The sequence below is a fragment of the Nocardioides pollutisoli genome (assembly GCF_040045055.1).
Lineage (GTDB): Bacteria > Actinomycetota > Actinomycetes > Propionibacteriales > Nocardioidaceae > Nocardioides > Nocardioides tweenelious.
Window position 1 is genome coordinate 428,172 of sequence record NZ_JBDZDU010000001.1, and the last position, 22,416, is coordinate 450,587.

At 71.6% G+C, this 22,416-nt stretch carries 20 protein-coding genes; 3 read left to right on the forward strand and 17 right to left on the reverse strand.

Annotation, left to right across the window (positions count from 1 at the left end; genetic code table 11):
- The first annotated feature begins 65 nt into the window (after nucleotides 1-65).
- Nucleotides 66-689 carry a TetR/AcrR family transcriptional regulator gene (locus ABLE68_RS02060; RefSeq protein ID WP_348869449.1) on the forward strand — a complete coding sequence of 208 codons (624 nt, stop codon included), beginning with the start codon at nucleotides 66-68 and terminating at the stop codon, nucleotides 687-689.
- Nucleotides 686-2,209: an MFS transporter gene (locus ABLE68_RS02065; RefSeq protein WP_348869451.1), complete on the forward strand. Its 1,524-nt coding sequence runs from the start codon at nucleotides 686-688 to the stop codon at nucleotides 2,207-2,209. Before ABLE68_RS02060 ends, ABLE68_RS02065 begins: the two co-directional genes overlap by 4 nt.
- Before the next feature lie 81 nt (nucleotides 2,210-2,290).
- On the opposite strand, the gene ABLE68_RS02070 is transcribed toward ABLE68_RS02065, so the two are convergent.
- The 16 genes from ABLE68_RS02070 to ABLE68_RS02145 form a co-directional block, all read right to left on the reverse strand.
- Nucleotides 2,291-2,827: a type 1 glutamine amidotransferase domain-containing protein gene (locus tag ABLE68_RS02070; protein ID WP_348869453.1), complete on the reverse strand. Its 537-nt coding sequence runs from the start codon at nucleotides 2,825-2,827 to the stop codon at nucleotides 2,291-2,293.
- A 22-nt stretch (nucleotides 2,828-2,849) separates the two neighbouring features.
- Nucleotides 2,850-3,836, reverse strand: coding sequence for a methionine synthase (locus ABLE68_RS02075; protein ID WP_348869455.1), 987 nt, complete (start codon nucleotides 3,834-3,836; stop codon nucleotides 2,850-2,852).
- Complete coding sequence (gene mnmA / locus ABLE68_RS02080; RefSeq protein WP_348869456.1) at nucleotides 3,833-4,912, reverse strand: tRNA 2-thiouridine(34) synthase MnmA; 1,080 nt, start codon at nucleotides 4,910-4,912, stop codon at nucleotides 3,833-3,835. The genes ABLE68_RS02075 and mnmA overlap by 4 nt, the downstream gene beginning before the upstream one ends.
- Entirely contained in the window at nucleotides 4,909-6,081 is a 1,173-nt protein-coding gene (locus ABLE68_RS02085; RefSeq protein ID WP_348869457.1) for a cysteine desulfurase family protein, read from the reverse strand. Before ABLE68_RS02085 ends, mnmA begins: the two co-directional genes overlap by 4 nt.
- Nucleotides 6,082-6,115: 34 nt before the next feature.
- A complete protein-coding gene (locus tag ABLE68_RS02090; RefSeq protein WP_348869459.1) occupies nucleotides 6,116-6,580 on the reverse strand; it encodes an SRPBCC family protein in 465 nt (154 codons plus the stop codon).
- Between the two features lie 105 nt (nucleotides 6,581-6,685).
- Entirely contained in the window at nucleotides 6,686-7,270 is a 585-nt protein-coding gene (locus ABLE68_RS02095) for a DUF6801 domain-containing protein (RefSeq protein WP_348869460.1), read from the reverse strand.
- Between the two features lie 167 nt (nucleotides 7,271-7,437).
- Nucleotides 7,438-8,034, reverse strand: coding sequence for a DUF6801 domain-containing protein (locus ABLE68_RS02100; protein ID WP_348869462.1), 597 nt, complete (start codon nucleotides 8,032-8,034; stop codon nucleotides 7,438-7,440).
- A 102-nt stretch (nucleotides 8,035-8,136) separates the two neighbouring features.
- Nucleotides 8,137-9,099: an endonuclease/exonuclease/phosphatase family protein gene (locus ABLE68_RS02105; RefSeq protein ID WP_348869464.1), complete on the reverse strand. Its 963-nt coding sequence runs from the start codon at nucleotides 9,097-9,099 to the stop codon at nucleotides 8,137-8,139.
- Nucleotides 9,100-9,122: 23 nt separating this feature from the next.
- A complete protein-coding gene (locus tag ABLE68_RS02110) occupies nucleotides 9,123-10,160 on the reverse strand; it encodes an isopenicillin N synthase family dioxygenase (RefSeq protein ID WP_348869465.1) in 1,038 nt (345 codons plus the stop codon).
- A gap of 53 nt (nucleotides 10,161-10,213) precedes the next feature.
- On the reverse strand, nucleotides 10,214-11,329 hold the full coding sequence (gene proB, locus ABLE68_RS02115; RefSeq protein ID WP_348869467.1) for a glutamate 5-kinase: 1,116 nt from the start codon (nucleotides 11,327-11,329) through the stop codon (nucleotides 10,214-10,216).
- Nucleotides 11,326-12,876, reverse strand: coding sequence for a GTPase ObgE (obgE, locus tag ABLE68_RS02120; RefSeq protein WP_348869469.1), 1,551 nt, complete (start codon nucleotides 12,874-12,876; stop codon nucleotides 11,326-11,328). Before obgE ends, proB begins: the two co-directional genes overlap by 4 nt.
- A gap of 93 nt (nucleotides 12,877-12,969) precedes the next feature.
- On the reverse strand, nucleotides 12,970-13,224 hold the full coding sequence (rpmA, locus tag ABLE68_RS02125; protein ID WP_348869471.1) for a 50S ribosomal protein L27: 255 nt from the start codon (nucleotides 13,222-13,224) through the stop codon (nucleotides 12,970-12,972).
- A gap of 33 nt (nucleotides 13,225-13,257) precedes the next feature.
- Nucleotides 13,258-13,566, reverse strand: a complete 309-nt coding sequence (gene rplU, locus ABLE68_RS02130; protein WP_348869472.1) for a 50S ribosomal protein L21 — start codon at nucleotides 13,564-13,566, stop codon at nucleotides 13,258-13,260.
- A 284-nt stretch (nucleotides 13,567-13,850) separates the two neighbouring features.
- On the reverse strand, nucleotides 13,851-16,928 hold the full coding sequence (locus ABLE68_RS02135) for an Rne/Rng family ribonuclease (protein WP_348869474.1): 3,078 nt from the start codon (nucleotides 16,926-16,928) through the stop codon (nucleotides 13,851-13,853).
- A gap of 347 nt (nucleotides 16,929-17,275) precedes the next feature.
- Nucleotides 17,276-17,980 carry a TIGR03936 family radical SAM-associated protein gene (locus ABLE68_RS02140; protein ID WP_348869476.1) on the reverse strand — a complete coding sequence of 235 codons (705 nt, stop codon included), beginning with the start codon at nucleotides 17,978-17,980 and terminating at the stop codon, nucleotides 17,276-17,278.
- 9 nt (nucleotides 17,981-17,989) lie between these two features.
- Entirely contained in the window at nucleotides 17,990-19,171 is a 1,182-nt protein-coding gene (locus ABLE68_RS02145) for a winged helix DNA-binding domain-containing protein (protein ID WP_348869477.1), read from the reverse strand.
- Between the two features lie 52 nt (nucleotides 19,172-19,223).
- Here ABLE68_RS02145 and ABLE68_RS02150 point away from each other — a divergent pair, with 52 nt between their 5' ends.
- Nucleotides 19,224-20,414, forward strand: a complete 1,191-nt coding sequence (locus ABLE68_RS02150; RefSeq protein ID WP_348869479.1) for an MFS transporter — start codon at nucleotides 19,224-19,226, stop codon at nucleotides 20,412-20,414.
- A 9-nt stretch (nucleotides 20,415-20,423) separates the two neighbouring features.
- Here the strand turns inward: ABLE68_RS02150 and ABLE68_RS02155 are convergent, their stop codons facing one another.
- The gene (locus ABLE68_RS02155) at nucleotides 20,424-22,391 is read right to left on the reverse strand and encodes a TIGR03960 family B12-binding radical SAM protein (protein ID WP_348869481.1); all 1,968 of its coding nucleotides are present in this window, start codon (nucleotides 22,389-22,391) and stop codon (nucleotides 20,424-20,426) included.
- Nucleotides 22,392-22,416 lie beyond the last annotated feature (25 nt).

Here is a 22,416-nt window from a genome sequence, read left to right on the forward strand (position 1 = left end):
TCGATGAAACGAAACCGTTCCGTTTCATCCAGGTTAACGACAGACGACCGGAGAGGAGTACGCCGATGAGCCCCATCACCGAACGCCCCCGCATCGAGGGCGACCGCGAGCAGCAGATCCTCGAGGCGACTCTCCAGGTCCTCGGCGAGGTCGGCTACGACCGCCTCACGATGGATGCCGTCGCAGCGCAGGCCAAGGCCTCGAAGGCGACGCTCTACCGCCGGTGGACCAACAAGGTCAGCCTGGTGATCGAGGCGCTGCAGCACACCAAGGGTCCGCACGAGACACCGGACACGGGCTCGCTGCGCGAGGACCTGCGGATCGCCTTCTGCGGCGACGGCGGGCTCGACGATCCCGACTCCGTCGCCATGTTCTCCAGCGTGCTCACCGCGATCACCCGCGACCCCGAGTTCGCCGAGGCGTTCCGCCGCGACGTGATCGGCCCCAAGCTCGCGTTCTCCCAGCAGATCTGGCAGCGGGCTCGTGACCGCGGCGAGCTGCGCGAGGACGTCGACCTGTCCCTGCTCGAGCCGGCCCTCGCCGGCATCGTGCTCCACCGCGTGTTCCTGATGGGCGAGGCGCCCGACGCGGACGTCATCACCCGTGTGATCGACCAGATCATCCTGCCGGCCGCCACCCGCGACCCGGCCCGACCCCTCCCGACCGCGAACGAGAAGGATCTCTCATGACCGACGTCGTCAGCTCCGAGGCCACCACCTCGGGCAAGAAGCAACACCTGGGGTGGGCACTCGTGCTCATCTCGGTGGCGCAGCTGATGGTGGTGCTCGACGGCACCATCGTCAACATCGCCCTCCCCTACATCCAGTCCGACCTGCACATCTCGCAGGACAACCTGACGTGGGTCGTCACCGGCTACGCACTGGCCTTCGGGTCGCTGCTGCTGCTCGGCGGTCGGCTCGGTGACCTCTACGGCCGCCGTCGCGTCTTCATGGTCGGTCTCGTCGTCTTCGGCGTCGCGTCCCTCCTCGGTGGTCTGGCCACCAACGAGGGCCTGCTGCTCGCCGCCCGTGGTCTGCAGGGCCTGGGCGCCGCGCTCGCCTCCCCGGCGGCGCTCGCCCTCATCGCGACCACCTTCCCGGCCGGCCCCGCCCGCAACCGGGCCTTCGCGGTGTACGCCGCGATGTCGGGTGTCGGCGCGGCCATCGGCCTGATCCTCGGCGGCTGGCTGACCGGGCTGACCAGCGTCGGCGGCTTCGAGGTCGACGGCTGGCGCCTCACGCTGCTGATCAACGCCCCGATCGGCATCGTCACCGCCCTGCTCGCACCGCGCTTCCTGAACGAGTCCGAGTCGCACCCCGGCCAGCTCGACCTCCCGGGTGCCGTCACCGGCACGCTCGGCCTGCTCGGCCTCGTCTACGGCTTCAGCCGGGCCGGCAGCGAGGGCTGGAGCGACGTGTGGACGGTCTCCAGCCTGGTCGCCGGCGCGCTGATCCTGGCGCTGTTCCTCGTGATCGAGTCCCGGGTCGAGCACCCGCTGCTCCCGTCGCGGGTCTTCATGAACCGCACCCGGGCCGCGAGCTTCGGCGCGATGTTCCTGGCCCCGGCCGCGATGTTCGCGATGTTCTTCTACCTCAGCCAGTACATCCAGAACGTCATGGGCTACTCCCCGCTCAAGGCCGGCGTCGCCTTCCTGCCGTTCTGCTTCGGTCTCGTGGCCGCGGCGGGCATCTCGTCCAACCTGATCAACCGGATCGACCCCCGCTACCTGGCCGGTATCGGGACGCTCCTGGCCGCCGTCGGGCTCTTCGGGTTCTCGCGCATCCCGTACGACGTGGCCGCCCCGGTGTCCGCTCACTACTGGAGCGACATCTTCCCGTTCATCGTGGTGATGGCCTTCGGCATGGGCATGACGTTCGTCCCGCTGACCCTGACCGCCGTCCACCACCTGCGCGACGAGGACACCGGCATCGGGTCCGGCGTGCTCAACACCATGCAGCAGGTCGGCGGCGCACTCGGCCTGGCGCTCCTCTCGACCCTCGCGGTCCAGACGATCACCGACCGGACCGCCGAGCTCGGCCCGAAGATGGCGGAGCCGGGTGTCGCCACCCAGGTCTTCACGGAGGGCGCGACCAACGCCTTCCTGCTGGGTGCCGTCATGATGCTCGGCGCCTCGCTGATCACGTGGGTGTTCCTGAACGTCAAGCACCAGGAGCTGGCGACCGACGGACCTCCGGTCCACGTCGGCTGACCAGTCCCACGCGTCGACCCGCCCGAGAGCGGGCGAGCTTGCGAGCTCGCCATTCCGCTCTTCGGGCGGGTCGACGTCATTTCAGGACAGAGCGTCCTCGATGGCCCGGATGAAGGCGGGGAGGTCGTCGGGGTCGCGGCTGGTGATGAGGTTGCCGTCGACGACGACCTTCTCGTCGACCCAGGTGCCGCCGGCGTTGCGGACGTCGTCGGCGAGGCTGGCGTAGCTGGTCAGCCGGCGGCCCTTCGCCACTCCGGCCGAGACCAGGAGCCAGGGCCCGTGGCAGATGACGGCGAGGGGCAGCTCGTCGGCCATCGCCTGGCGCACGATCTGCTGGGCGCGGTCCTCGATCCGGATCCGGTCGGCGTTGACGGTGCCGCCCGGCACCACGACGGCGTCCACGGCGGCCACGTCCAGGTCGTCGAGCGTGCCGTCGACGTCCACCTTCTGGGTCGGGGTCGTGTCGCCCTCGACCGCCTGGATCGGATCGGTCGAGGTCGAGTAGACCAGCACGGTCGCGCCCGAGTCGCGCAACGCGTCGCGGGGCTTCACGAGCTCGGCCTCCTCGAAGAAGTCGGTCGCGATGATGGCCACGGTCTTCCCGGTCAGGTTGCTCATGCCGGGGCGGTACCCGACCGGCTCAACCTGACACGTGGGCGGCGCTGGTCCGCGCCAGCGCGAGCGCCTGGCGTGCCCACGCCGGCGATGCGCCCGCGAGGCCGCAGGTCGGCGTCAGCACCAGCCGCTCCCCCGGGTCCAGGCCGAGCATGTCGAGCCACCGGAGCACCCGCTCGGTGACCTCGGTGTCGGTCGGCTCGGTCGCCGGGTCGACCGAGGGCACGACGCCGAGCGCGACCGTCTCACCCGCCTCGAGCGCCTCCGCCAGTGCGTCGTGGTCGGCGGCCGTCATCATCGACAGGTCGACCGACAGCCCGCGGGCGCCGGCACCGCGCAGCAGCGCGAGCGGCGTCCCGGGCGCGCAGGTGTGGACCCATGGCTCGGCGTCCTCGGCAGCGATCGCGGCCAGCACCCAGCCAAGCGCCTCGGAGGCCTCCGGCGGGTGCACCGCCCGGTGCCGCCCGAAGCCGGACGCGGTCGGGATCCTCGCGTCGAGCACGGCGGAGAGCGCAGGCTCGTCGATCTGGACGACCAGCCGCTCGACACCCGGCAGCCGGCGTCGTACGTCGCGGACGTGGTCGGTCAGGCCCTCCGCCAGCGCCTGGGCCAGGTCGCGGCGGGCGCCGTGGTCGCTGAGCACCTTGTCGCCGCGGGGCTTCTCGACGGTCGCGGCCAGGGTCCACGGCCCGGCGAGCTGGATCTTGAAGGCGCCGACGTAGCCGTCGGTCAGCTCCTCGAGGGTGTCGAGGTCCTGGGCGAGCAGGCTCTTGGCCCGTCGGTGGTCGACCCCCGAGGCATCGGTGAGCCGCCAGCCGGCCGGCTGGAGGTCGGCGCCGAGCCCGGAGACGACGGCGAGGCCGCGACCGGTCATGGTCGCCGCGGCGCCGCGGCCGGGGACCTCGGGCAGGTGCGGCAGGTCGGGGAGGCTGTCGAGGACGATCCGGACCGCCTCGTCGAAGGCAGGCTGGTCCTCGCCGGGCATCGACCCGATCCCGGTCGCGACCGTCATCCGGTGGCCGCGATCGTGGCCGAGCCGACGACGCGGGTGCCGTCGTACAGCACGGCGGCCTGGCCCGGCGCGATGCCGTACGCCGGCTCGAGCAGCTCGATGTCGACGGTCTCGCCGACGTGCACGCGGGCCGGCAGCTCAGTGCCGTGCGCGCGCAGCTGGACCGTGCCGGACAACGACCGCGGCACGGTGCCGCACCAGCGCGGCTTGATCCCGGTCAGCCGGTGGACCGCGAGGTGCTCGCGCGGGCCGACCGTGACGGTGCCGGAGACGGGTTCGATGTCGAGCACGAACCGCGGCTTGCCGTCGGGCGCGGGTCGACCGAGGCGCAGCCCCTTGCGCTGGCCGATCGTGAACCCGTAGGTGCCGGAGTGGGTGCCGAGCTCCTCCCCCGACTCGTCGACGATCGCGCCGCCGTGGTTGGGCGCACGGTCGCCGAGCTTCTCGCGCAACCAGCCCGCGTTGTCGCCGTCGGCGACGAAGCAGATGTCGTGGCTGTCGGGCTTGTCCGCGACCAGCAGCCCGCGCTCGGCAGCCTCGAGGCGCACCGCCGCCTTCGTCGAGTCGCCCAGCGGGAAGAGCGAGTGGGCGAGCTGCTCCTGGTCGAGCACACCGAGCACGTAGGACTGGTCCTTGCCGTGGTCGATCGCCCGGTGCATCTCGATCAGGCCGTCGACTCCGGTCCGCAGCTGGGCGTAGTGACCGGTCGCGACCGCGTCGAAGCCCAGCGCGAGCGCACGGTCGAGAACGGCCGCGAACTTGATCTTCTCGTTGCAGCGCAGGCACGGGTTGGGGGTCCGCCCGGCGGCGTACTCGTCCATGAAGTCCTCGACCACGTCCTCGTGGAAGCGCTCGCTGAGGTCCCAGACGTAGAACGGGATGCCGATCACGTCGGCGGCCCGGCGCGCATCGTTGGCGTCCTCGATCGTGCAGCAGCCGCGGGCGCCGGAGCGGTAGGACTTCGGGTTGCGCGAGAGGGCCAGGTGGATGCCGGTGACGTCGTGACCCGCCTCGGCCGCACGTGCGGCGGCGACGGCGGAGTCGACGCCGCCCGACATGGCAGCGACGATCTTCATCGGCGCGCTGCCCGGGCCCGTTCGACGACCGGACCGATCGCCTCGACGAGGGCGTCGACGTCGGCCTGCGTGGACGTGTGCCCGAGCGAGAACCGCAGCGAGTGGCGCGCGGCCTCCTCGGTGCAGCCCATCGCGAGCAGCACGTGGGAGGGCTGGGGCACGCCCGCCGAGCAGGCCGAGCCGGTCGAGCACTCGATGCCGCGGGCGTCGAGCAGCATCAGCAGCGAGTCGCCCTCGCAGCCGGGGAAGCCGAGGTGGGCGTTGCCGGGGAGGCGCGCATCGACGGAGCCGTGCAGGTGGGCGTCGGGCACCGCCTCGACGACGCGGCGGACCAGGTCGTCGCGCAGCGCCTGGAGACGGGTGGCGTGCTCCGCCTGCTGCTTGACCGCGAGCTCGACGGCCGCGGCGAAGCCGGCGATCGCCGGCGGGTCGATGGTGCCGCTGCGGATGTCTCGCTCCTGACCACCACCGTGGGCCAGCGCGGTCACGTCGACCTCACGGCGTACGACGAGCGCGCCGACGCCGTACGGGCCGCCGACCTTGTGACCGGTCAACGTGAGGGCGTCGACGCCGGAGCGGGCGAAGTCGACCGGGACCGCGCCGACCGCCTGGACGGCGTCGGTGTGCACCGGGATGCCGTGCTCGGCCGCGATCGCCACGACCTCGTCGACGGGCTGGAGCGTGCCCACCTCGTTGTTGGCCCACATCACCGAGATCAGGGCGATCGACGAGGGATCGCGCTCGACGGACGCCCGCAGCGCCGCGAGGTCGACCCGCGCGTCGGTGTCGACCGGCAGCAGCTCGATCTCGGCACCCTCGGCAGCACCCAGCCAGTGCAGCGGGTCGAGGACGGCGTGGTGCTCGATCGACGTCGACAGGATGCGGACCCGGCGCGGGTCGGCGGCGCGTCGCGACCAGTAGATGCCCTTGAGCGCCAGGTTGTCGGCCTCGGTGCCGCCGGAGGTGAAGACGACCTCGCCCGGACGGCAGTTCAGCGCCTGCGCGATGGTCTCGCGCGACTCCTCGACGACCCGGCGCGCGTGCCGCCCGGAGGCGTGCAGCGAGCTCGGGTTGCCGACCTCGAGCAGGTGGGCCGTCATCGCCTCGACAGCCGCTGGCACCATGGGTGTCGTCGCGGCGTGGTCGAGGTAGACGGTTCTGCTGGTCATCGCAACGACTAGCGTACGGCGCCGGGAACCGTTCTCAGCCAGCGACCGCTGCAGCGAGGTTGCCGAGGGACTGCTCGAGGGCCGACTTCGGCACCAGCGGGAAACCGACCTGGGCCAGCAGGTCCTTGTCGGTGACCTTGCCCCAGTCATAGGTCAGCTCGACGTCGGTGCTGTCCGAGCCCTGGGCCGTCAGCCTCCACACCCACTCCCAGCCGGGCGGGTCGGTGTCGGCGGGCGCGGTCTGCCAGGCGAGCAGGTGGTTCTTCTCGTAGCCGGTCACCGTGTTGTCGGTCTGGTAGTCGCCACCCATGTGGTCACCGGTCATGTTCATCCGGAACACCTGCCCGGTGGCGGTGATCCGGTCGGTCTTCTCGTCGCTGACGACGAAGCCGGACGCGTCGAGCTCCGGGTGGCGCTGCGGGTTCGACAACACGTCGAAGACATCCTGCGTGGGCGCGTCGATGGTGCGCTGGACGGTGATGCTCGTGTCGGTGCTCATACGTCGACCATGGCTCGCTGCGCGGCCGAAACCAAGCGCCGGCCAGGAAATGGCCGACGGCCCGGTGCTGAGCACCGGGCCGTCGGGTGGAGCGTGAAGCAGAGGTCACTTGACCTTGATGCTGCCGACCTTCGACGGGGCGCCGGTGCTCAGCGCGCAGCCGAGGTCGCCGACGAGGGGGCTGCCGTCGCCGCCGGTGGGCGTGAAGGTGAAGCTCTTCGGCGCCGAGACGGCGAAGGTGCCCTTCTTGGTCAGCTTGAAGACGCCCTGCGCGCCCGAGGCCTGGGCCTTGAGGACGAGCGGGCCGCTGGTGCCGACGTCGGTGGGCTTGATGGCGAGGTTGTTGACAGGGACGGCCTTCGACACGCCGGCGACCTTGTAGGAGACACCGCTGGCCGAGCCGGCGACCGAGTCGGTCAGGCCGCGCAGGGCGCCGGCGATGCCCTCGCTGAGGGTGATGGTCAGGGTGAAGGACTTCGCGGAGAGACCCTTCTTGGCGTCCTTGGCCTTGACGCTCGACGGCAGGCCGATCGTGACGGCCGTGTCCAGGCCACCGACGATGTCGCAGGTGTAGTTGGTCGGCAGCGGCTTGGCGGCGTCAGCGGACGGGGCGATGCCCACGAGTGCGACAGCACCCAGAGCACCAGCGGCACCGATCGCGGCTGCGCGGGACATGAACTTCGAAATCACGAGCTTCTCCATCTGAACAAGCAGCCCCCCTCCCGGGCGCTGAGTTACCAGACAGTAAACCGTCCTCGTCCGGGGCGCAGGTGAACCCGGGAAACTTGAGTGAAACGCAACCGGGGCGGCCCGACGCATCGCGTCGGACCGCCCCGGTCGGCGGAGCTGGAGCTGTGTTACTTGGTGACCTTGAGGGTGCTGATCTTGGTCGGCTCACCCTTGTCGGCGGCGCACTGCGCGTTCTGCAGCAGCGGGGCACCATCCGGGAACTGGTCGGTGTACTGCGTGATGCTGAACAGGAACTTGGTCGGGATCTTGACGGCGTACTTGCCCGGCTTCTTGATCGAGAAGTCGGCGGCCGTGCCCTTCGACGTGACGGTGAAGCCACCGGAGGCGGGCACCTTGGTCTTGGGCGAGTGCACGCCGGCGACCGGGATCTTCGTCGAGCCGGCCGAGGCGACGGTCTTGTCAGCGGTGACCGAGATGTACTTCGCACCGATGGTGCGAAGGAGGTCAGCGGTGTCCGACGAGATCGCCGCGACGAGCTTGACCGGCTTGCCGGGAACGGTCTTGCCCTTCTTGACCTTGGCCGGCAGGTCCATCTTCGTCGTGATGTCGAACGACTGCGGACCGAAGTCGCTCTGGCAGGTGAAGCCGGTCTTGACGGACTTGACCGCGGCGTCCGCGGGCGTGGCGACCAGGACGGTGCCGGCGGCCAGGGCCACCGTGGCTCCGACGACGGCGATGCGGGACGTGTGCTTCGAGATGAGCAAGGTGATTCCCTTTCGAGACAACGGCGCATCCCTCCCGGACGCGGCCTACCTGTGACAGTAGCCACTTACCGAAGTCTGAAACCCCGGGGCCTACCCGGATCTCTACTTGCGGGCGACTTCGGCGACCACCGCACGGTGGTCGCTCCCGGCGATCTCCTCGGTGCGCATCCCGATCGCCGCCAGGTCTGCGCCGACGAGCACGTGGTCGATCTGGGCCAGCGGCAGGCCGATCACGTCGAAGGGGCCGCTCGCCGGCCAGGTCGGCTGCCAGCCCTGGTTGGCCAGCTCACCGACGTCGCGGTAGCCGAGGTCGACGAGCGCCCGCAGCGGCGGCTGGTCGAGGGTGGCGTTGAGGTCGCCCACGAGGAGGTCCGGGTCGGAGGACTCCACGAGCTGGCTGACCAGCGCCAGGTCGGATCGCCACTGGTCGGGGTCGGTCGGTGCGAAGGGGTGCACGGCCACGACGTCGAGGTCGCCCATCGCGAAGCTCCAGCCGTCGTGGGAGGTGGCGATCGGGGTGGCGTCGGTGAGCTCGGTCCGCGAGAAGGCCATCGTCCCGTCGGCCGCGTCGTTGGGCTCCCCCACGCGGTAGGGCAGCAGGTCCGCGAGCCCGGCCCGGTCCATGTCGGCGAGCTCGGCGGCCGTGACCTCCTCGACGACCAGCAGGTCGACGTCGTCGTCCGACGCCTGCTCGACCAGGTCGATCCCATCCGCCTCCCCCTCGGCGAGGTTCGCGGTCATCACCACCAGGTGCGCGGCACCGGCCTCGGGCGGCGGGTTCGACCCGGTCACCTGCGGCGCGAACCACCACCCGTGGAGCACCAGCCCGGCCGCCGCCAGGACGGCGAGCGGGATGGCCGGGGACGGCCACCGGCGGACGACCAGGAGGCGGACGACCAGGACGAGCAGCGCGGCGGCGTACAACACGATCCCCCACGGCGTGAAGGCCTCGAGCTGGACCCAGAAGGCCGAGCCCGGCTCGACGATCCGCGTGAAGGTCAGCAGCAGCGCCGGCACCAGCAGCGCGGCGACGACCAACCAGAGGACGACCACCCGCGCGCGCACGGGTGCCAAACTAGCGGGAGCGGCTACCGCTGCGACTGGAGCACGCGCGCCCCCTCGCGCGGCGCCGCGTCGTTGCGCTGCCCGGCGCGTGACCCGGCGAGCTTGGCGCGGATGTGCTCGTCGACGGTGACGGCGTCGTAGAGCCGCGGGTGCGACGCGTCCACGCACGAGTCCAGGGGCACGACGACCGCCTCGGGGTTGCCGTCGTGGAAGTACGCCGCCGAGCGCCGGCGCTGGATCGTCCCGTCGACGACCGGCGGCTTCACCCGGTGGAGCGTCGACTGCCAGCGCTCGTTGGTCAGCCGGGCGGTCAGGTCGCCCAGGTTGATCAGCAGCGCGCCGGGCTCGGGCGACACGTCGTGCCAGACGCCCTCGGCGTCGAGCACCTGCAGCCCCCGGACCTGGTCGGCCCACAGGACCGTGACGATGCCGAAGTCGGTGTGCTCGCTCATCCCGACCAGCTCCCCGTCGAGGGTCACGTCGGTGCCCTCCGCCAGCGCGTAGTGGTTCATCCGCAGCACGTCGATCGACGGCGAGGTCAGGCCGGGGAAGAACGCCTCGGACAGGCCCAACGCGTCCGCGAAGATCCGGGTCATCGTCCGCGCGACCCGCCCCGCCTCGGCGAAGTACGTCGTCACCTGGTCCTCGAAGCCGGCGACGTCGGGCCAGGTGTTCTCCGCGAAGTGCTCGACCGGCAGCTCGGTGCCGGCGTACTCGCTCGCGGCGCGCCCGATGTTGAACGCCTCGAAGAAGTCGTTCATCCGGCTGGCGGACTCGACGCCCAGGCTCAGGCTCAGCGACTCCGACCTGGGCGGTGTGTAGCCGCGGTTCTCGGACGCCGGGCGGACGTAGGCGCGCTTGGCATCCAGGTCGAGCGCGAAGAACGCATCCATCGCGGCACCCAGCGCACCGACGACCTCGTCGTCGATGCCGTGACCGTGGATCTGGATGAACCCGATCTCGCGGCAGGCCGTGTCGATGGCCTCGACGACCGCTGCCTGCTGCTCGGGGGTGCCGTCCTCGACGTACGGCGTGATGTCGACGGCGGGGACGTGGAACATGGCGCCCAGGCTAGGGCTCTCCACGTTTCAGCGGTATGTCGTCGATGCAGGACTCAGAGCAGCACGAGGTCGTCGATGTGCACGACCTCGCGCTCGTAGCCCGCGCCCAGGGCGCTCTTGAGCTCCTTCGAGGAGCGACCGAGCAGGTTCGGCATCTCGTCGGCGTCGAAGTTCACCAAGCCGCGCGCGACCGGGACCCCGTCGGGCCCGACGATGTCGACCGGGTCGCCGGCGACGAAGGTGCCGGTGACCCCGGTGACTCCGGCAGCGAGGAGCGATGCGTGCCGCTCGACGACGGCGCGCACCGCACCCGCGTCGAGGACCAGCGTGCCCTTGGGCTCGGTGGCGTGGGCCAGCCAGAGCAACCGGGTCGGCCGGCGACGACCGGTGGCGTGGAAGAGGGTGCCGACGGCCTCGCCGGCGAGTGCGGCGCCGGCCTGGTCGGCCGAGGTGAGCACGACGGGGATGCCGGCGCCGGTGGCGATCCGGGCGGCGTCGATCTTGGTCTGCATGCCACCGGTGCCGAGGCCGGCGGCACCGGCCTTGCCGATGCGGACGTCGGCCAGGTCGTCGGCCGAGACCACCTCGGGCAGCAGCGAGCTGCCCGGGTCGCTCGGGTTGGCGTCGTACAGGCCGTCCACGTCGGACAGCAGCACGAGCAGGTCGGCGTGGACCAGGTGGGTCACGAGGGCGGCCAGCCGGTCGTTGTCGCCGAACCGGATCTCGCTCGTCGCGACCGTGTCGTTCTCGTTGACGATCGGCAGCACGCCCAGCTCGAGCAGCTTCGCGAAGGTCTGGAAGGCATTGCGGTAGTGGGAGCGCCGGGTGACGTCGTCGACCGTGAGCAGCACCTGGCCGGTGATCACACCGTGCCGCGCGAGCTCCTCGGTGTAGCGGTGCACCAGCAGGCCCTGACCGACCGAGGCGGCCGCCTGCTGCGCGGCGAGGCTCTGGGGACGCTGGGGCATGCCGAGCGGCGCGAGGCCGGCGGCGATCGCACCCGAGGAGACCAGCACCACCTCGGTGCCCGACGCCTTCAGCGTGGCGAGGACGTCGACCAGGTCACGGACGCGCTGCGGGTCGATGCCGCCGGCAGCCGTGGTCAGGGACGAGGACCCGACCTTGACGACGACCCGCTTCGCCCCGGTCACCTCCGTGCGCAGGCTCATTCGCCGCGGTCGGCTTCCCCGGGGTCGGACTCGGCCCAGTCGGGGTCCTCGGAGCTGCCGATCTCGTACGACGAGGGGCCGTACGTCTCGGGCTTGTCGAGCCGCCGCGCCACGTCGGCGCGGGTCTCGCCCTCGGCCCGGTCGGGCAGGCTCTCCTGGATCGCCCTGCGGCGCCCGTGGGCCGGCCGCTGCTCGTCGAAGCGCTGGTCCTCGCCGCGTCGGCTGAGCAGCTCGACGCCGGCGTCGATGCCGGGCTTGAAGTCGAAGACCACCGCGTTGTCGGGGTCGCCGATGAGCACGGTGTCGCCCTCCTCGGCACCGAGCGAGACCAGCTTCGCCTCGACGCCGAGCCGGTTGAGCCGGTCGGCCAGGAAGCCCACGGCCTCGTCGTTGCTGAAGTCGGTCTGCCGGATCCAGCGCTCGGGCTTCTCGCCCCGCACTCGCCAGCCGTCGGCGGTCTGCTTGATCGTGAACTCGTCCTTGCCGTCGGCCGACGGCGGCCGCAGCACGATCCGGGTCGCCTCGACGACCGGCTTGGCCGCTCGGGCCGCCTCGACGATCGCCGCCATCGCGAAGGTCAGCTCCCGCATGCCCTCGCCGGACGCGGCCGAGATCTCGAAGACCGAGAGGCCACGCTGGCGCAGCTCGTCGACGACGAAGCCGGCGATGTCGCGACCGTCGGGCACGTCGATCTTGTTGAGGGCCACCAGGCGCGGCCGGTCTTCGAGGCCGCCGTAGCGGCTGAGCTCGTTCTCGATGACGTCGAGGTCGTCGACCGGGTTGCGGCCCGGCTCGATGCTGGCGGTGTCGATGACGTGCACCAGCGCCGCGCAGCGCTCGATGTGGCGCAGGAAGTCGTGGCCGAGGCCACGGCCGTCGCTGGCGCCCTCGATCAGGCCGGGGACGTCGGCGACGGTGAACGTCGTGTCGCCGGCCGTGACCACGCCGAGGTTGGGGACCAGGGTGGTGAACGGGTAGTCGGCGATCTTCGGCCGGGCCCGGGAGATCGCCGCGATCAGGCTGGACTTGCCCGCGCTCGGGAAGCCGACCAGGCCGACGTCGGCGACGACCTTCATCTCCAGGACGATCTCGAGCTCGTCACCGGGCTCGCCGAGCAGCGCGAAGCCGGGCGCCTTGCGCTTGGACGACGCCAGGGCCGCGTTGCCGAGGCCGCCGCGGCCGCCCTGGGCGACGACGAGCTCGGTGCCCGGGCCGACCATGTCGGCGAGGACGTTGCCCTGGGGGTCGGTCACCACGGTGCCGTCGGGCACGGGGAGCACCAGGTCGGACCCGTGGCCGCCGTTCTTGTGGTCGCCGGCGCCGTGGCCACCGGACTCGGCGCTGCGCTTGGGGCTGTGGTGGTACGCCAGCAGCGTGGTCACGTCGGGGTCGACCCGGAGGATCACCGAGCCGCCGGGGCCGCCGTTGCCGCCGTCGGGGCCGCCGAGCGGCTTGAACTTCTCCCGGTGGACCGACGCGACGCCGTGCCCGCCGCGACCGGCGCTGACGTGCAGCGACACGCGGTCGACGAAGGTGGGCACTGCCATGGTGTTTCTCCTACGAAATGCGCGGAGGGCGTCCCGAGTCTAGGGACGCCCTCCGCGGCGAAGTACTACGAAGTGTGGTGAGTGAGCGTCAGGTCACTCGCCCGGGACGATGTTGACGACCCGGCGACCACGGCGGGTGCCGAACTGCACAGCGCCCTCGACGAGCGCGAACAGGGTGTCGTCGCCGCCGCGGCCGACGCCGGTGCCCGGGTGGAAGTGGGTGCCACGCTGGCGGACGATGATCTCGCCGGCGTTGACGAGCTGACCGCCGTAGCGCTTCACACCGAGACGCTGGGAGTTGGAGTCGCGGCCGTTCTTGGTGGACGCGGCGCCCTTCTTGTGAGCCATCTGTTCAGTCCTTCGAAGAGTTCGTTGGGGCGATCAGGCGTTGATCGCGGTGACCTTGACCTGGGTGTACTTCTGGCGGTGACCCTGGCGCTTCTTGTAGCCGGTCTTGTTCTTGTACTTCTGGATGATGATCTTCGGGCCCTTGGTGGCGCCGAGGACCTCGACGGTCACGGACGCCTTGTCGAGCGCCTTCGCGTCCGAGGTGATCTTCTCGCCGTCGACAACGAGGACCACCGGGAGGGTGACCGAGTCGCCGGCCGCCGTGGCGACCTTGTCGATCTCGATGACGTCGCCCACGGCAACCTTCTGCTGCTTGGCGCCTGCGCGCACGATCGCGTACACCGCGGTCTCCTTTGTCGAACTCATTGCTTTGGCCAGTAATCGAACTGAGTGTCTCGGCGCCGCTCGAGGGCGCCGCGAAGATGGTGGGGCACGCGTGAGCGCACCGAGGGTCAATACTACGGACCGGGCGCCTTCACGGCAAAATCACCGGCCGGACACCGCGAGCCTGCGAGCGGAGTCCGCTCAGCCGGGGAGGTTGAGGAGCGTCGGCGGGGGCACGCGCGCCAGCGCGAGCACCCGCGACGCGTCTCGAAACCACCGGACGCCGTGAGCAGCCAGGGGGGCTAGCGCTTGCGCGAGCCCTTCTTCTTGATCGGGACGTGCTCGACCGGGTGGGCGTCGTCCGCTCCGGGCTCGACGTCCGTCGTCGTGCCGGGCTCGACCAGACCGGACTCGGGCGGCGTACCGACACTGCCCACGCTCCCGACGGGCGCCGGGACCTCTGCGGGCGGGCCGGCCGGGCGGCTGGCGCTGCGGCCTCGGGTGCGGGTGACGACCTTGGGCGGCTCCGGCGCGCTGGGCGCCTCGACCACCGGCTCGACGACCGGCTCGGGAGTCGGCTCGGGGCTGGGCTCGGGCGCAGTGTCCGCGACCGGCTCGGCAGCGACCTCGACCGGTGCAGGCTGGCCTGCCGGCCGGCTCGAGCTGCGGCGACGGGTCCGGGTGACGACCTTGGGCGGCTCGGGAGCCGTCTCCGGCGCCTCGGCGATCACGGGCGGCTCGACCACGGGCTCGACCACGGGCTCGGCCGCCTGCTCAGCGGTCTCCTCCTCGTGCTCGCGAGCCATCGCGGCGATGTCCTTCGGGGACGGCGCGGACTTCGGTCCGTTGTTGTTGCCGCCGTTGCCACCGTTGCCGCCGTTGCCGGCGTCCTGGTCCTGACCACGGCCGCGACCACCGCGGCCGCGACGACCGCCGCCGCCCTCGGCACCGCCGCCGTTGCCACCGCCACCGCCGCCGCCGCGACGGCGGGACTCGTCCTCGCCGCCCTTCGGCTCGACCGGGTGGTCGTGGATCACGACGCCGCGGCCCTGGCAGGCGGTGCAGTTCTCGCTGAACGCCTCGACCAGGCCGGTGCCGATCCGCTTGCGGGTCATCTGGACCAGGCCCAGCGAGGTCACCTCGGCGACCTGGTGACGGGTCCGGTCACGGCCCAGGCACTCGACCAGGCGGCGCAGCACCAGGTCGCGGTTGGACTCGAGGACCATGTCGATGAAGTCGACGACGATGATGCCGCCGATGTCGCGCAGCCGGAGCTGGCGCACGACCTCCTCCACGGCCTCGAGGTTGTTCTTGGTGACCGTCTCCTCGAGGTTGCCCCCGGAGCCGGTGAACTTGCCGGTGTTGACGTCGATGACCGTCATCGCCTCGGTGCGGTCGATGATCAGCGAGCCACCCGAGGGCAGCCAGACCTTGCGGTCCAGGCCCTTGGCGATCTGCTCCTCGATCCGGTACTCCGCGAAGACGTCGGCCTTGCCGTTGCGTCCGTCGGCGCCCGGGTCGTAGCGCTCGAGGCGCTCCTCGAGGTCCGGCGCGACGTGCTGGACGTAGCTCTGGACGGTGTCCCAGGCGTCGTCGCCCTGGATGACCAGCTTGGCGAAGTCCTCGGTGAAGAGGTCCCGGACGACCTTGAGGGTGAGGTCGGGCTCGCCGTACAGGAGCTGCGGGGCGCTGCCCTTGGCCTTGCTCTCGATGTCCTCCCAGCGGGCCTTGAGCCGCTCGACGTCGCGGGTCAGCTCGTCCTCGCTCGCGCCTTCGGCGGCGGTGCGCACGATGACGCCGGCGGTGTCGGGCACGAGCTCCTTGAGGAGCGTCTTGAGCCGGTTGCGCTCGGTGTCGGGCAGCTTGCGGGAGATGCCGCTGGTCGTGCCGTCGGGCACGTAGACCAGGAACCGGCCGGCCAGGCTGATCTGGCTGGTCAGACGGGCACCCTTGTGCCCGATCGGGTCCTTCGACACCTGGACCAGGATGGACTGGCCCGAGGAGAGGACGGACTCGATCTTGCGCGGCTGGCCGTCCTTGTGGCCGAGCGCCGACCAGTTGACCTCGCCGGCGTACAGCACGGCGTTGCGGCCCTTGCCGATGTCGATGAAGGCGGCCTCCATGGAGGGCAGCACGTTCTGGACCCGGCCGAGGTAGACGTTGCCGATCAGCGAGGTCTGCGACTCGCGGGCGACGTAGTGCTCGACGAGCACCCGGTCCTCGAGGACGCCGATCTGGGTGAGATCGTCGCGCTGGCGCACGACCATGACCCGGTCGACCGACTCGCGGCGGGCCAGGAACTCGGCCTCGCTGACGATGGGCGCCCGGCGACGGCCGGCCTCGCGACCGTCGCGGCGGCGCTGCTTCTTGGCCTCCAGGCGGGTCGAGCCCTGGATCGAGGTGATCTCGTCCTCGGCGGTGCGCTGGCGGCGGACCCGGGTGACGGTGTTCTCCGGGTCGTCGGTGCCCCCGTCGCCGTCCTCGCCGGAGCGGCGGCGGCGACGGCGGCGGCGCGAGGTGCCCTCGCTGCCGGACTCGCCACCGTGGTCGTCGGACCCGGCGTCGTCGCCCTTGTCCTCGCCGTCCGAGCTCTCGTCGTCGTCGGACTGCTGGTTGCCGCCCTGGTTGCCGTCCTGCTGGTTGCCCTCGCCCGGCTTGCGCCGGCGGCGGCCACCGCGACGACGGCGACGACGGGCGCCGCCCTCACCGCCCTCGGACTCGCCGTCGGACTGGTCGTCGGACTGGTCCTCGGACTGCGGGTCGGCGGGCGCGTCCTGCGCCGCGTCGTCCGCGGCGGGGGCCTTGCTCGCGCCCTTCTTGGCGGCGGTCTTCTTGGCCGCGGACTTCTTCGCAGCGGCCTTCTTGACGGGCTTCGCGTCGTCCGCGGCAGCCTGGTCCTCGGAGGCGTCGCCGGCGGGAGCCTCGGAGGGCTCGGAGGGCTCGGCCGCCTCGGCGGACGGGGTGGTCTTGCGGGTGCGGCGGGCGGGCGCCTTCTTGGTCACCTCGGGCGCCTGGAAGAGCGGCACGGTCCCGGACGCGGCCGTCTCGACGGGCTGCTCGGCCGCGGCAGGCGCCTCGTCCGGAGCGGCAGCGACCTTCTTGGCGGCCTTCTTGGCCGGCGCCTTCTTGGCGGCGGCCTTCTTGGTCGCTGTCTTCTTGGCCGGGACCACGTCCGTGCCCTCGAGGGGCTGGTCGGGAGCCGGGTCGGCAGCCTGCTCGGCGGCCTTCTCGGCGGCCTTCTTGGCGGTCTTCTTGGCCGGCGCCTTCTTGGCGGCGGTCTTCCTGGTGGTGGTCTTCTTCGCCACCGGGGCGGCGGAGGCCGCCTCGGTCGAAGCCGATTCGGCGGCGATGTCTGAGCCGACCTGGTTCTCGTCGGGCATGGTGTGTCTGCTCCTCAGCCCGAGGTGCGCGCAGCCCCTCGGGCGTGTCCGACGCCCTCCACCCGCGAACTCAGGGCGGACGACGCAAAGCCTTCATGTGGCGGCGACACTCTCCGCGGTGCGTCACTGGGGGCGCGTGCCGTCACCTGCCGCGGTCGCACGCCCTGGTCCTCGTGGGACTCGTAGGTGGTCGCTGTCACCGATCCACCCGGGCCGCGTCGCGGTCTGGCGACGAACGTGTCTCCACTGTGCCTGGCCCTGCGGTCAGGCGAGAACGTCGTCGGGTCGATCCGCACGAGCTCCGGGGTCGACCACGGCGAGTATCGCACAGGGTTGGGTGTGCAGCGTCACCGTGGCGCGAGCAGCGGGTCGCCGATCTCTCCGGTAGTGGGGTCGAACGGGCCCTGCGCGAGCCGCGTGAGCAGCGGCGAGCCGTCCCAGGCGAGCCCGGCGACCGACGCCAGCCCGGACAGCACGTCGTCGGGACGGACAGCGGGTACGGCGTGTCGCAGCAGCAGGTCGAGACGGGGACCGTCGGCCGCGAGGGTGACGACCGCGGACCGGCAGTCGAACTCGCGCAGACCCTTCTTGGTCATCCGCTCGACCAGGATCTCGTCCGCGGCGAGGAACGTGGCGACCGCGGCCGCCACCTCGTCGGGGTCGGCGGCGAGGTCGATCAGCCAGTGGCTGGCCTCGAGCCGGTCGGCGAGGGCTCCCCCGGGTGACTCGACGATCTCGACGATGTCCAGCCCGTCGGGCAGTGCCTCCTCCAGGAGCGCCCCGATCGCGGCCGGGTCGACGACCTCGGCGAGGGCGATCTCGAGGTACTCGGCCTCGCTGGCGGACCCGGTCGGCGCGGCCCCGGCGTACGAGATCCGGGGGTGGGGGTTGAAGCCCGACGAGTAGGCCATCGGGACCCGGGCCCGGAAGATCGCCCGCTCGAAGGCCCGGCTGAAGTCGCGGTGGCTGGTGAAGCGGAGCCGGCCACGCTTGGCGTAGCGGATCCGCAGCCGCTGGACGGGAGGGGCTTGCTGCTCGGGCTGGTCACGCACCGGTCAAGGTTACGGGGACAGAGCCTGCTTCATCGCAATCGACGGGTAGACGGTGCTCACCCGGTGGCCGTCGAGCCATCCCGTCAGCCGCTCGGCCTCGGCGGCGAGGGCGGCTCGCGCGTCGGCACCGACGTCCTCGAGGAGGTTGAGCAGCACGACGCCGTCGGGGTCCTGGACCCAGCAGCCGACGATCCGGCCGTCCCACCAGGCGGTGGTGCCGGCGTTGCCGTTGGTGTCGAAGAGCCTCGGGCCGTGCGGGCCGAGGTAGAAGTCGCGCTCCTTCCACCCCATCACGGTGGGGTCGAGCACCGGGAGCAGCGCCGCCCACGGCTCCAGCGCGGGCTCCTCGTCCAGGTCGTCGGGCAGCACCCAGCCGACCTGCCCCCCGTCGAGACCGACCTCGACCGCCGCGACGTCGGCGAGCGCGGCTCGGACGGCGGACTTCGTCGAACCCAGCCACCAGACCAGGTCGGCCTCGGTGCCGGGACCGAAGGTGGTCAGCCACCGGCGCACGAGCTCGGCGTACCCCTCCCGGTCCTTGGCCGCCTCGGGCACCTCACCGAGCCAGCTCGACATCAGCGTCCACTGCGGGCGGGCGGTGCGCCAGTGGCCCCCGTTGCGACCGCGGACGATCCGGCCCTCGACGCCCAGCTGGGTGAGCACCCGTGGCGCGATCGGGACGTTGGCGCCGTAGGACTTGCCGGGCGACATCTCGAGCCGGCCGGCCAGCTCCGGCACTGCCTCGCGGAGCTCCTGCGCGGAGAGCTCGGTGCCCTCGGCGAGCCGGGTCAGCGTGGCGGCCTCGGCGTCCTCGATCCAGGCGTCGCCGTCGTCGGCCAGTCCGGCCGCGACCACCTCCTTGGCCAAGCGTGTGCGCAGCGCGGTCGCGACCCGCGCGGACGCACTCCCCCACGCCGCCGGCAGCAGGTCGCGCGGGAACACGAAGAGGGTGCGTCGCATCGCGAGCTGCTTGACCAGGCTGCGGTCGTCGTAGAGCGCGCGGTCGACGTCGGCGACGCTCAGCCCGTCGACCCGCGCCCACACCGAGAGGTAGACGGACGGGGCCTCGGTGGCGTGCAGGACGGTCATCGCCCGGGTCGCCGCCTCGGGGTCGGCGGCCCGGTGCCCGGGCGCGAGGGCGTGACGGCGTCCGAGGCGGTGGCGTCTTTCGACATCGGTCACCCGTCGCATGTGGTCCATCCTGCCGAAGACCGCCGACAGCCGTGGTGAGAGCATCGGGCCAGTGAGCACCCCCGCGCGCCGTACGGCGACGTCCATGGTCCTGGTCGGGATCGTCCTCCTGTCGCTGAACCTGCGGCCCGCTGCCGTCAGCGTCGGGCCCGTGCTCGACGAGATCCGGGACGCGTTCTCGATGGGCGGGGTCTCCGCCGGACTGCTGACCTCGCTGCCGGTGATCGGCTTCGCGGTGTTCGGAGCGCTCGCGCCGGCGGCGGCCCACCGGATCGGGCTGCACCGCGTCACCCTGGTCGCGCTGATCGCCGCGATCATCGGTCTCACCGGCAGGTCCGTGACCGGCAGCGAGACCCTCTTCCTGCTCCTGTCGCTGGTCGCGCTCGGCGGCATGGCGATGGCCAACGTGCTGCTCCCCTCGCTCGTCAAGCTGCACTTCCCCGACCGGATCGGGTTCGTCACCGCGATCTACACGACCGCCCTGTCGACCGGCCTGACCGCCGCCCTGGTGCTGACCGTGCCGATCTCGGACGCACTGGGGGGCTGGCGCTGGGGCCTGGGCTCGTGGGCGCTCGTCGCCGCGGTGGCCGCGGTGCCGTGGATCGGGCTCGCCACCAAGGACCGCCACCTGGACCGGACGCCGCGCACGATCTCCTTCCGCGACGTGGCCCGCACCCGGCTGGGCGTGGCGATGGCGCTCTTCTTCGGGCTCCAGTCGCTCCAGGCCTACGCGATCTTCGGCTGGTTCGCCTCGCTCTGGCGCGACAGCGGGTACGGCGCCACCTCGGCCGGCGTCCTCGCCGGACTCGTGGCCGGTACGTCGATCCCGTTGTCGCTGTGGCTGCCCAACGTGCTGGTGAGGTCCGCCCGGCCGCGGCGGGTGCTCTTCGTCGTCATCGCGACCTACCCGGTCGGCTACGTCGGCCTGATGGTCGCGCCGCACTCGCTGGCGGTCCTGTGGGCGATCGTCGTCGGCATCGGCACGGTGACCTTCCCGCTGATCCTCACGCTGATCGGGATCCGCGCTCGGACGCCCGAGGGCACGGCCGCGCTCTCGGCGTTCACCCAGTCGACCGGCTACCTGATCGCGGTCGTCGGGCCGTTCGCCGTCGGGGTCGTGCACACGGCGACCGGCGGCTGGACGGTGCCGCTGATGATGCTGCTGCTGCTCGCGCTCCCGCTCTTCGCGCTGGCGGCGTACGTCACCCGGCCGGTCTACGTGGAGGACCAGCTGCGGGGCTGACGCGCAGGCTCAGACGACGGCGAGCGGGAGCAGCTTCTGGCCGGTCGGCCCGATCTGGATCTCGGTGTTCATCTCCGGGCAGACGCCGCAGTCGTAGCAGGGCGTCCAGCGGCAGTCCTCGACCTCGACGTCGGAGCTGCCGTCGGCGACCGCGAGGGCGTCCTCCCAGTCGGCCCACAGCCAGTCCTTGTCGAGACCGGAGTCGAGGTGGTCCCAGGGCAGCACCTCGTCGTAGTCGCGCTCGCGGGTGGTGTACCAGGCGAGGTCGACGCCGGTGCCGGCGAGGGCCGTCTCGGTCGACTCGATCCAGCGGTCGTAGGAGAAGTGCTCGCTCCAGCCGTCGAACCTGCCACCGTCGCGCCAGACCTGCTCGATGATCGCGCCGACCCGGCGGTCGCCGCGCGACAGCAGTCCCTCGATGATGCCGGGCTTGCCGTCGTGGTAGCGGAAGCCGATCGCGCGACCGAACTTCTTGTCGTCGCGGACCGTGTCGCGCAGCTGCTTGAGCCGGCGGTCCGTGGTCTCGTGGTCGAGCTGGGCGGCCCACTGGAACGGCGTGTGCGGCTTCGGCACGAAGCCACCGATCGAGACCGTGCAGCGGATGTCGTTGTGGCCGGAGACCTCGCGGCCCTTGGCGATCACCTTCTTGGCGAGCTCGGCGACCTGGAGCACGTCCTCGTCGGTCTCGGTCGGCAGGCCGACCATGAAGTAGAGCTTCACCTGGCGCCAGCCGTGGGAGTACGCCGCGGCGACGGTCCGGATCAGGTCCTCCTCGGTGACCATCTTGTTGATCACCTTGCGCATCCGCTCCGAGCCGCCCTCGGGGGCGAACGTCAGACCGGAGCGCCGGCCGTTGCGGGAGAACTCGTTGGCCAGCGTGATGTTGAAGGCGTCCACGCGGGTCGACGGCAGCGAGAGGGACACGTTCGAGCCCTCGTAGCGGTCGGCCAGCCCCGTGGCGATGTCACCGATCTCGGTGTGGTCGGCCGAGCTCAGCGAGAGCAGGCCGACCTCCTCGAAGCCGGACTTGCGGATGCCGTTCTCGACCATGGCGCCGATGGTCTCGATCGACCGCTCCCGCACCGGGCGGGTGATCATCCCGGCCTGGCAGAAGCGGCAGCCGCGCGTGCAGCCGCGGAAGATCTCGACCGAGAAGCGCTCGTGGACCGTCTCGGCGAGCGGCACCAGCGGCTTGGCCGGGTAGGGCCAGGCGTCGAGGTCCATCAGCGTGTGCTTGCGGATGCGGTAGGGGATGCCGGGCCGGTTGGGCACGACGGCCTCGATGGTGCCGTCCTCGGCGTACGCCACGTCGTAGAAGCGCGGCACGTAGATGTTGCCGCTGACCGCGAGCCGGCGCAGCACCTCGTCGCGGCCGCCGGGGCAGTCCTCCGACTTCCAGTCGCGGATCACCTCGGAGATCGCGAGCACGACCTCCTCGCCGTCACCGAGGACGGCCGCGTCGATGAAGTCGGCGATCGGCTCGGGGTTGAACGCCGCGTGGCCACCGGCCAGCACGATCGGGTCCTCTGCGGTGCGGTCCGCGGCGTGCAGCGGGATGCCGGCCAGGTCGAGGGCGTTGAGCATGTTGGTGTAGCCGAGCTCGGTGGAGAAGCTCAGGCCGAAGACGTCGAAGGCGCGCACCGGGCGGTGGGCGTCGACGGTGAACTGCGGGATCGGGCCCTGCTGGTCGCCCGTGCGCATCACCTGCTCCATGTCGGGCCACACGGCGTAGGTGCGCTCGGCGACGATCCAGTCCCGCTCGTTGAGGACCTCGTACAGGATCTGCACGCCCTGGTTGGGCAGGCCGACCTCGTAGGCGTCGGGGTACATCAGCGCCCAGCGCACGGTCGGGCCGTCGGTCGCGCAGTCCCACTCCTTGACCGTGGAGTTGAGCTCGCCACCGACGTACTGGATCGGCTTCGAGACCGACGGAAGGCGGGGCTCGAGTCGAGCGAAGACGCTCACGGGCGCGGACATGCGACTACCTCACAACGTGGATCGG

What these genes read in the sequence shown, in the direction of transcription:
- mnmA (WP_348869456.1), bottom strand. Translation starts at nt 4,912, where the DNA reads ATGAAGATCGTCGCTGCCATGTCGGGCGGCGTCGACTCCGCCGTCGCC.
- ABLE68_RS02145 (WP_348869477.1), bottom strand. Translation starts at nt 19,171, where the DNA reads ATGCGACGGGTGACCGATGTCGAAAGACGCCACCGCCTCGGACGCCGT.
- ABLE68_RS02070 (WP_348869453.1), bottom strand. Translation starts at nt 2,827, where the DNA reads ATGAGCAACCTGACCGGGAAGACCGTGGCCATCATCGCGACCGACTTC.
- ABLE68_RS02135 (WP_348869474.1), bottom strand. Translation starts at nt 16,928, where the DNA reads ATGCCCGACGAGAACCAGGTCGGCTCAGACATCGCCGCCGAATCGGCT.
- ABLE68_RS02065 (WP_348869451.1), top strand. Translation starts at nt 686, where the DNA reads ATGACCGACGTCGTCAGCTCCGAGGCCACCACCTCGGGCAAGAAGCAA.
- obgE (WP_348869469.1), bottom strand. Translation starts at nt 12,876, where the DNA reads ATGGCAGTGCCCACCTTCGTCGACCGCGTGTCGCTGCACGTCAGCGCC.
- ABLE68_RS02110 (WP_348869465.1), bottom strand. Translation starts at nt 10,160, where the DNA reads ATGTTCCACGTCCCCGCCGTCGACATCACGCCGTACGTCGAGGACGGC.
- rpmA (WP_348869471.1), bottom strand. Translation starts at nt 13,224, where the DNA reads ATGGCTCACAAGAAGGGCGCCGCGTCCACCAAGAACGGCCGCGACTCC.
- ABLE68_RS02060 (WP_348869449.1), top strand. Translation starts at nt 66, where the DNA reads ATGAGCCCCATCACCGAACGCCCCCGCATCGAGGGCGACCGCGAGCAG.
- ABLE68_RS02085 (WP_348869457.1), bottom strand. Translation starts at nt 6,081, where the DNA reads ATGACCAGCAGAACCGTCTACCTCGACCACGCCGCGACGACACCCATG.
- ABLE68_RS02155 (WP_348869481.1), bottom strand. Translation starts at nt 22,391, where the DNA reads ATGTCCGCGCCCGTGAGCGTCTTCGCTCGACTCGAGCCCCGCCTTCCG.
- ABLE68_RS02075 (WP_348869455.1), bottom strand. Translation starts at nt 3,836, where the DNA reads ATGACGGTCGCGACCGGGATCGGGTCGATGCCCGGCGAGGACCAGCCT.
- proB (WP_348869467.1), bottom strand. Translation starts at nt 11,329, where the DNA reads ATGAGCCTGCGCACGGAGGTGACCGGGGCGAAGCGGGTCGTCGTCAAG.
- ABLE68_RS02090 (WP_348869459.1), bottom strand. Translation starts at nt 6,580, where the DNA reads ATGAGCACCGACACGAGCATCACCGTCCAGCGCACCATCGACGCGCCC.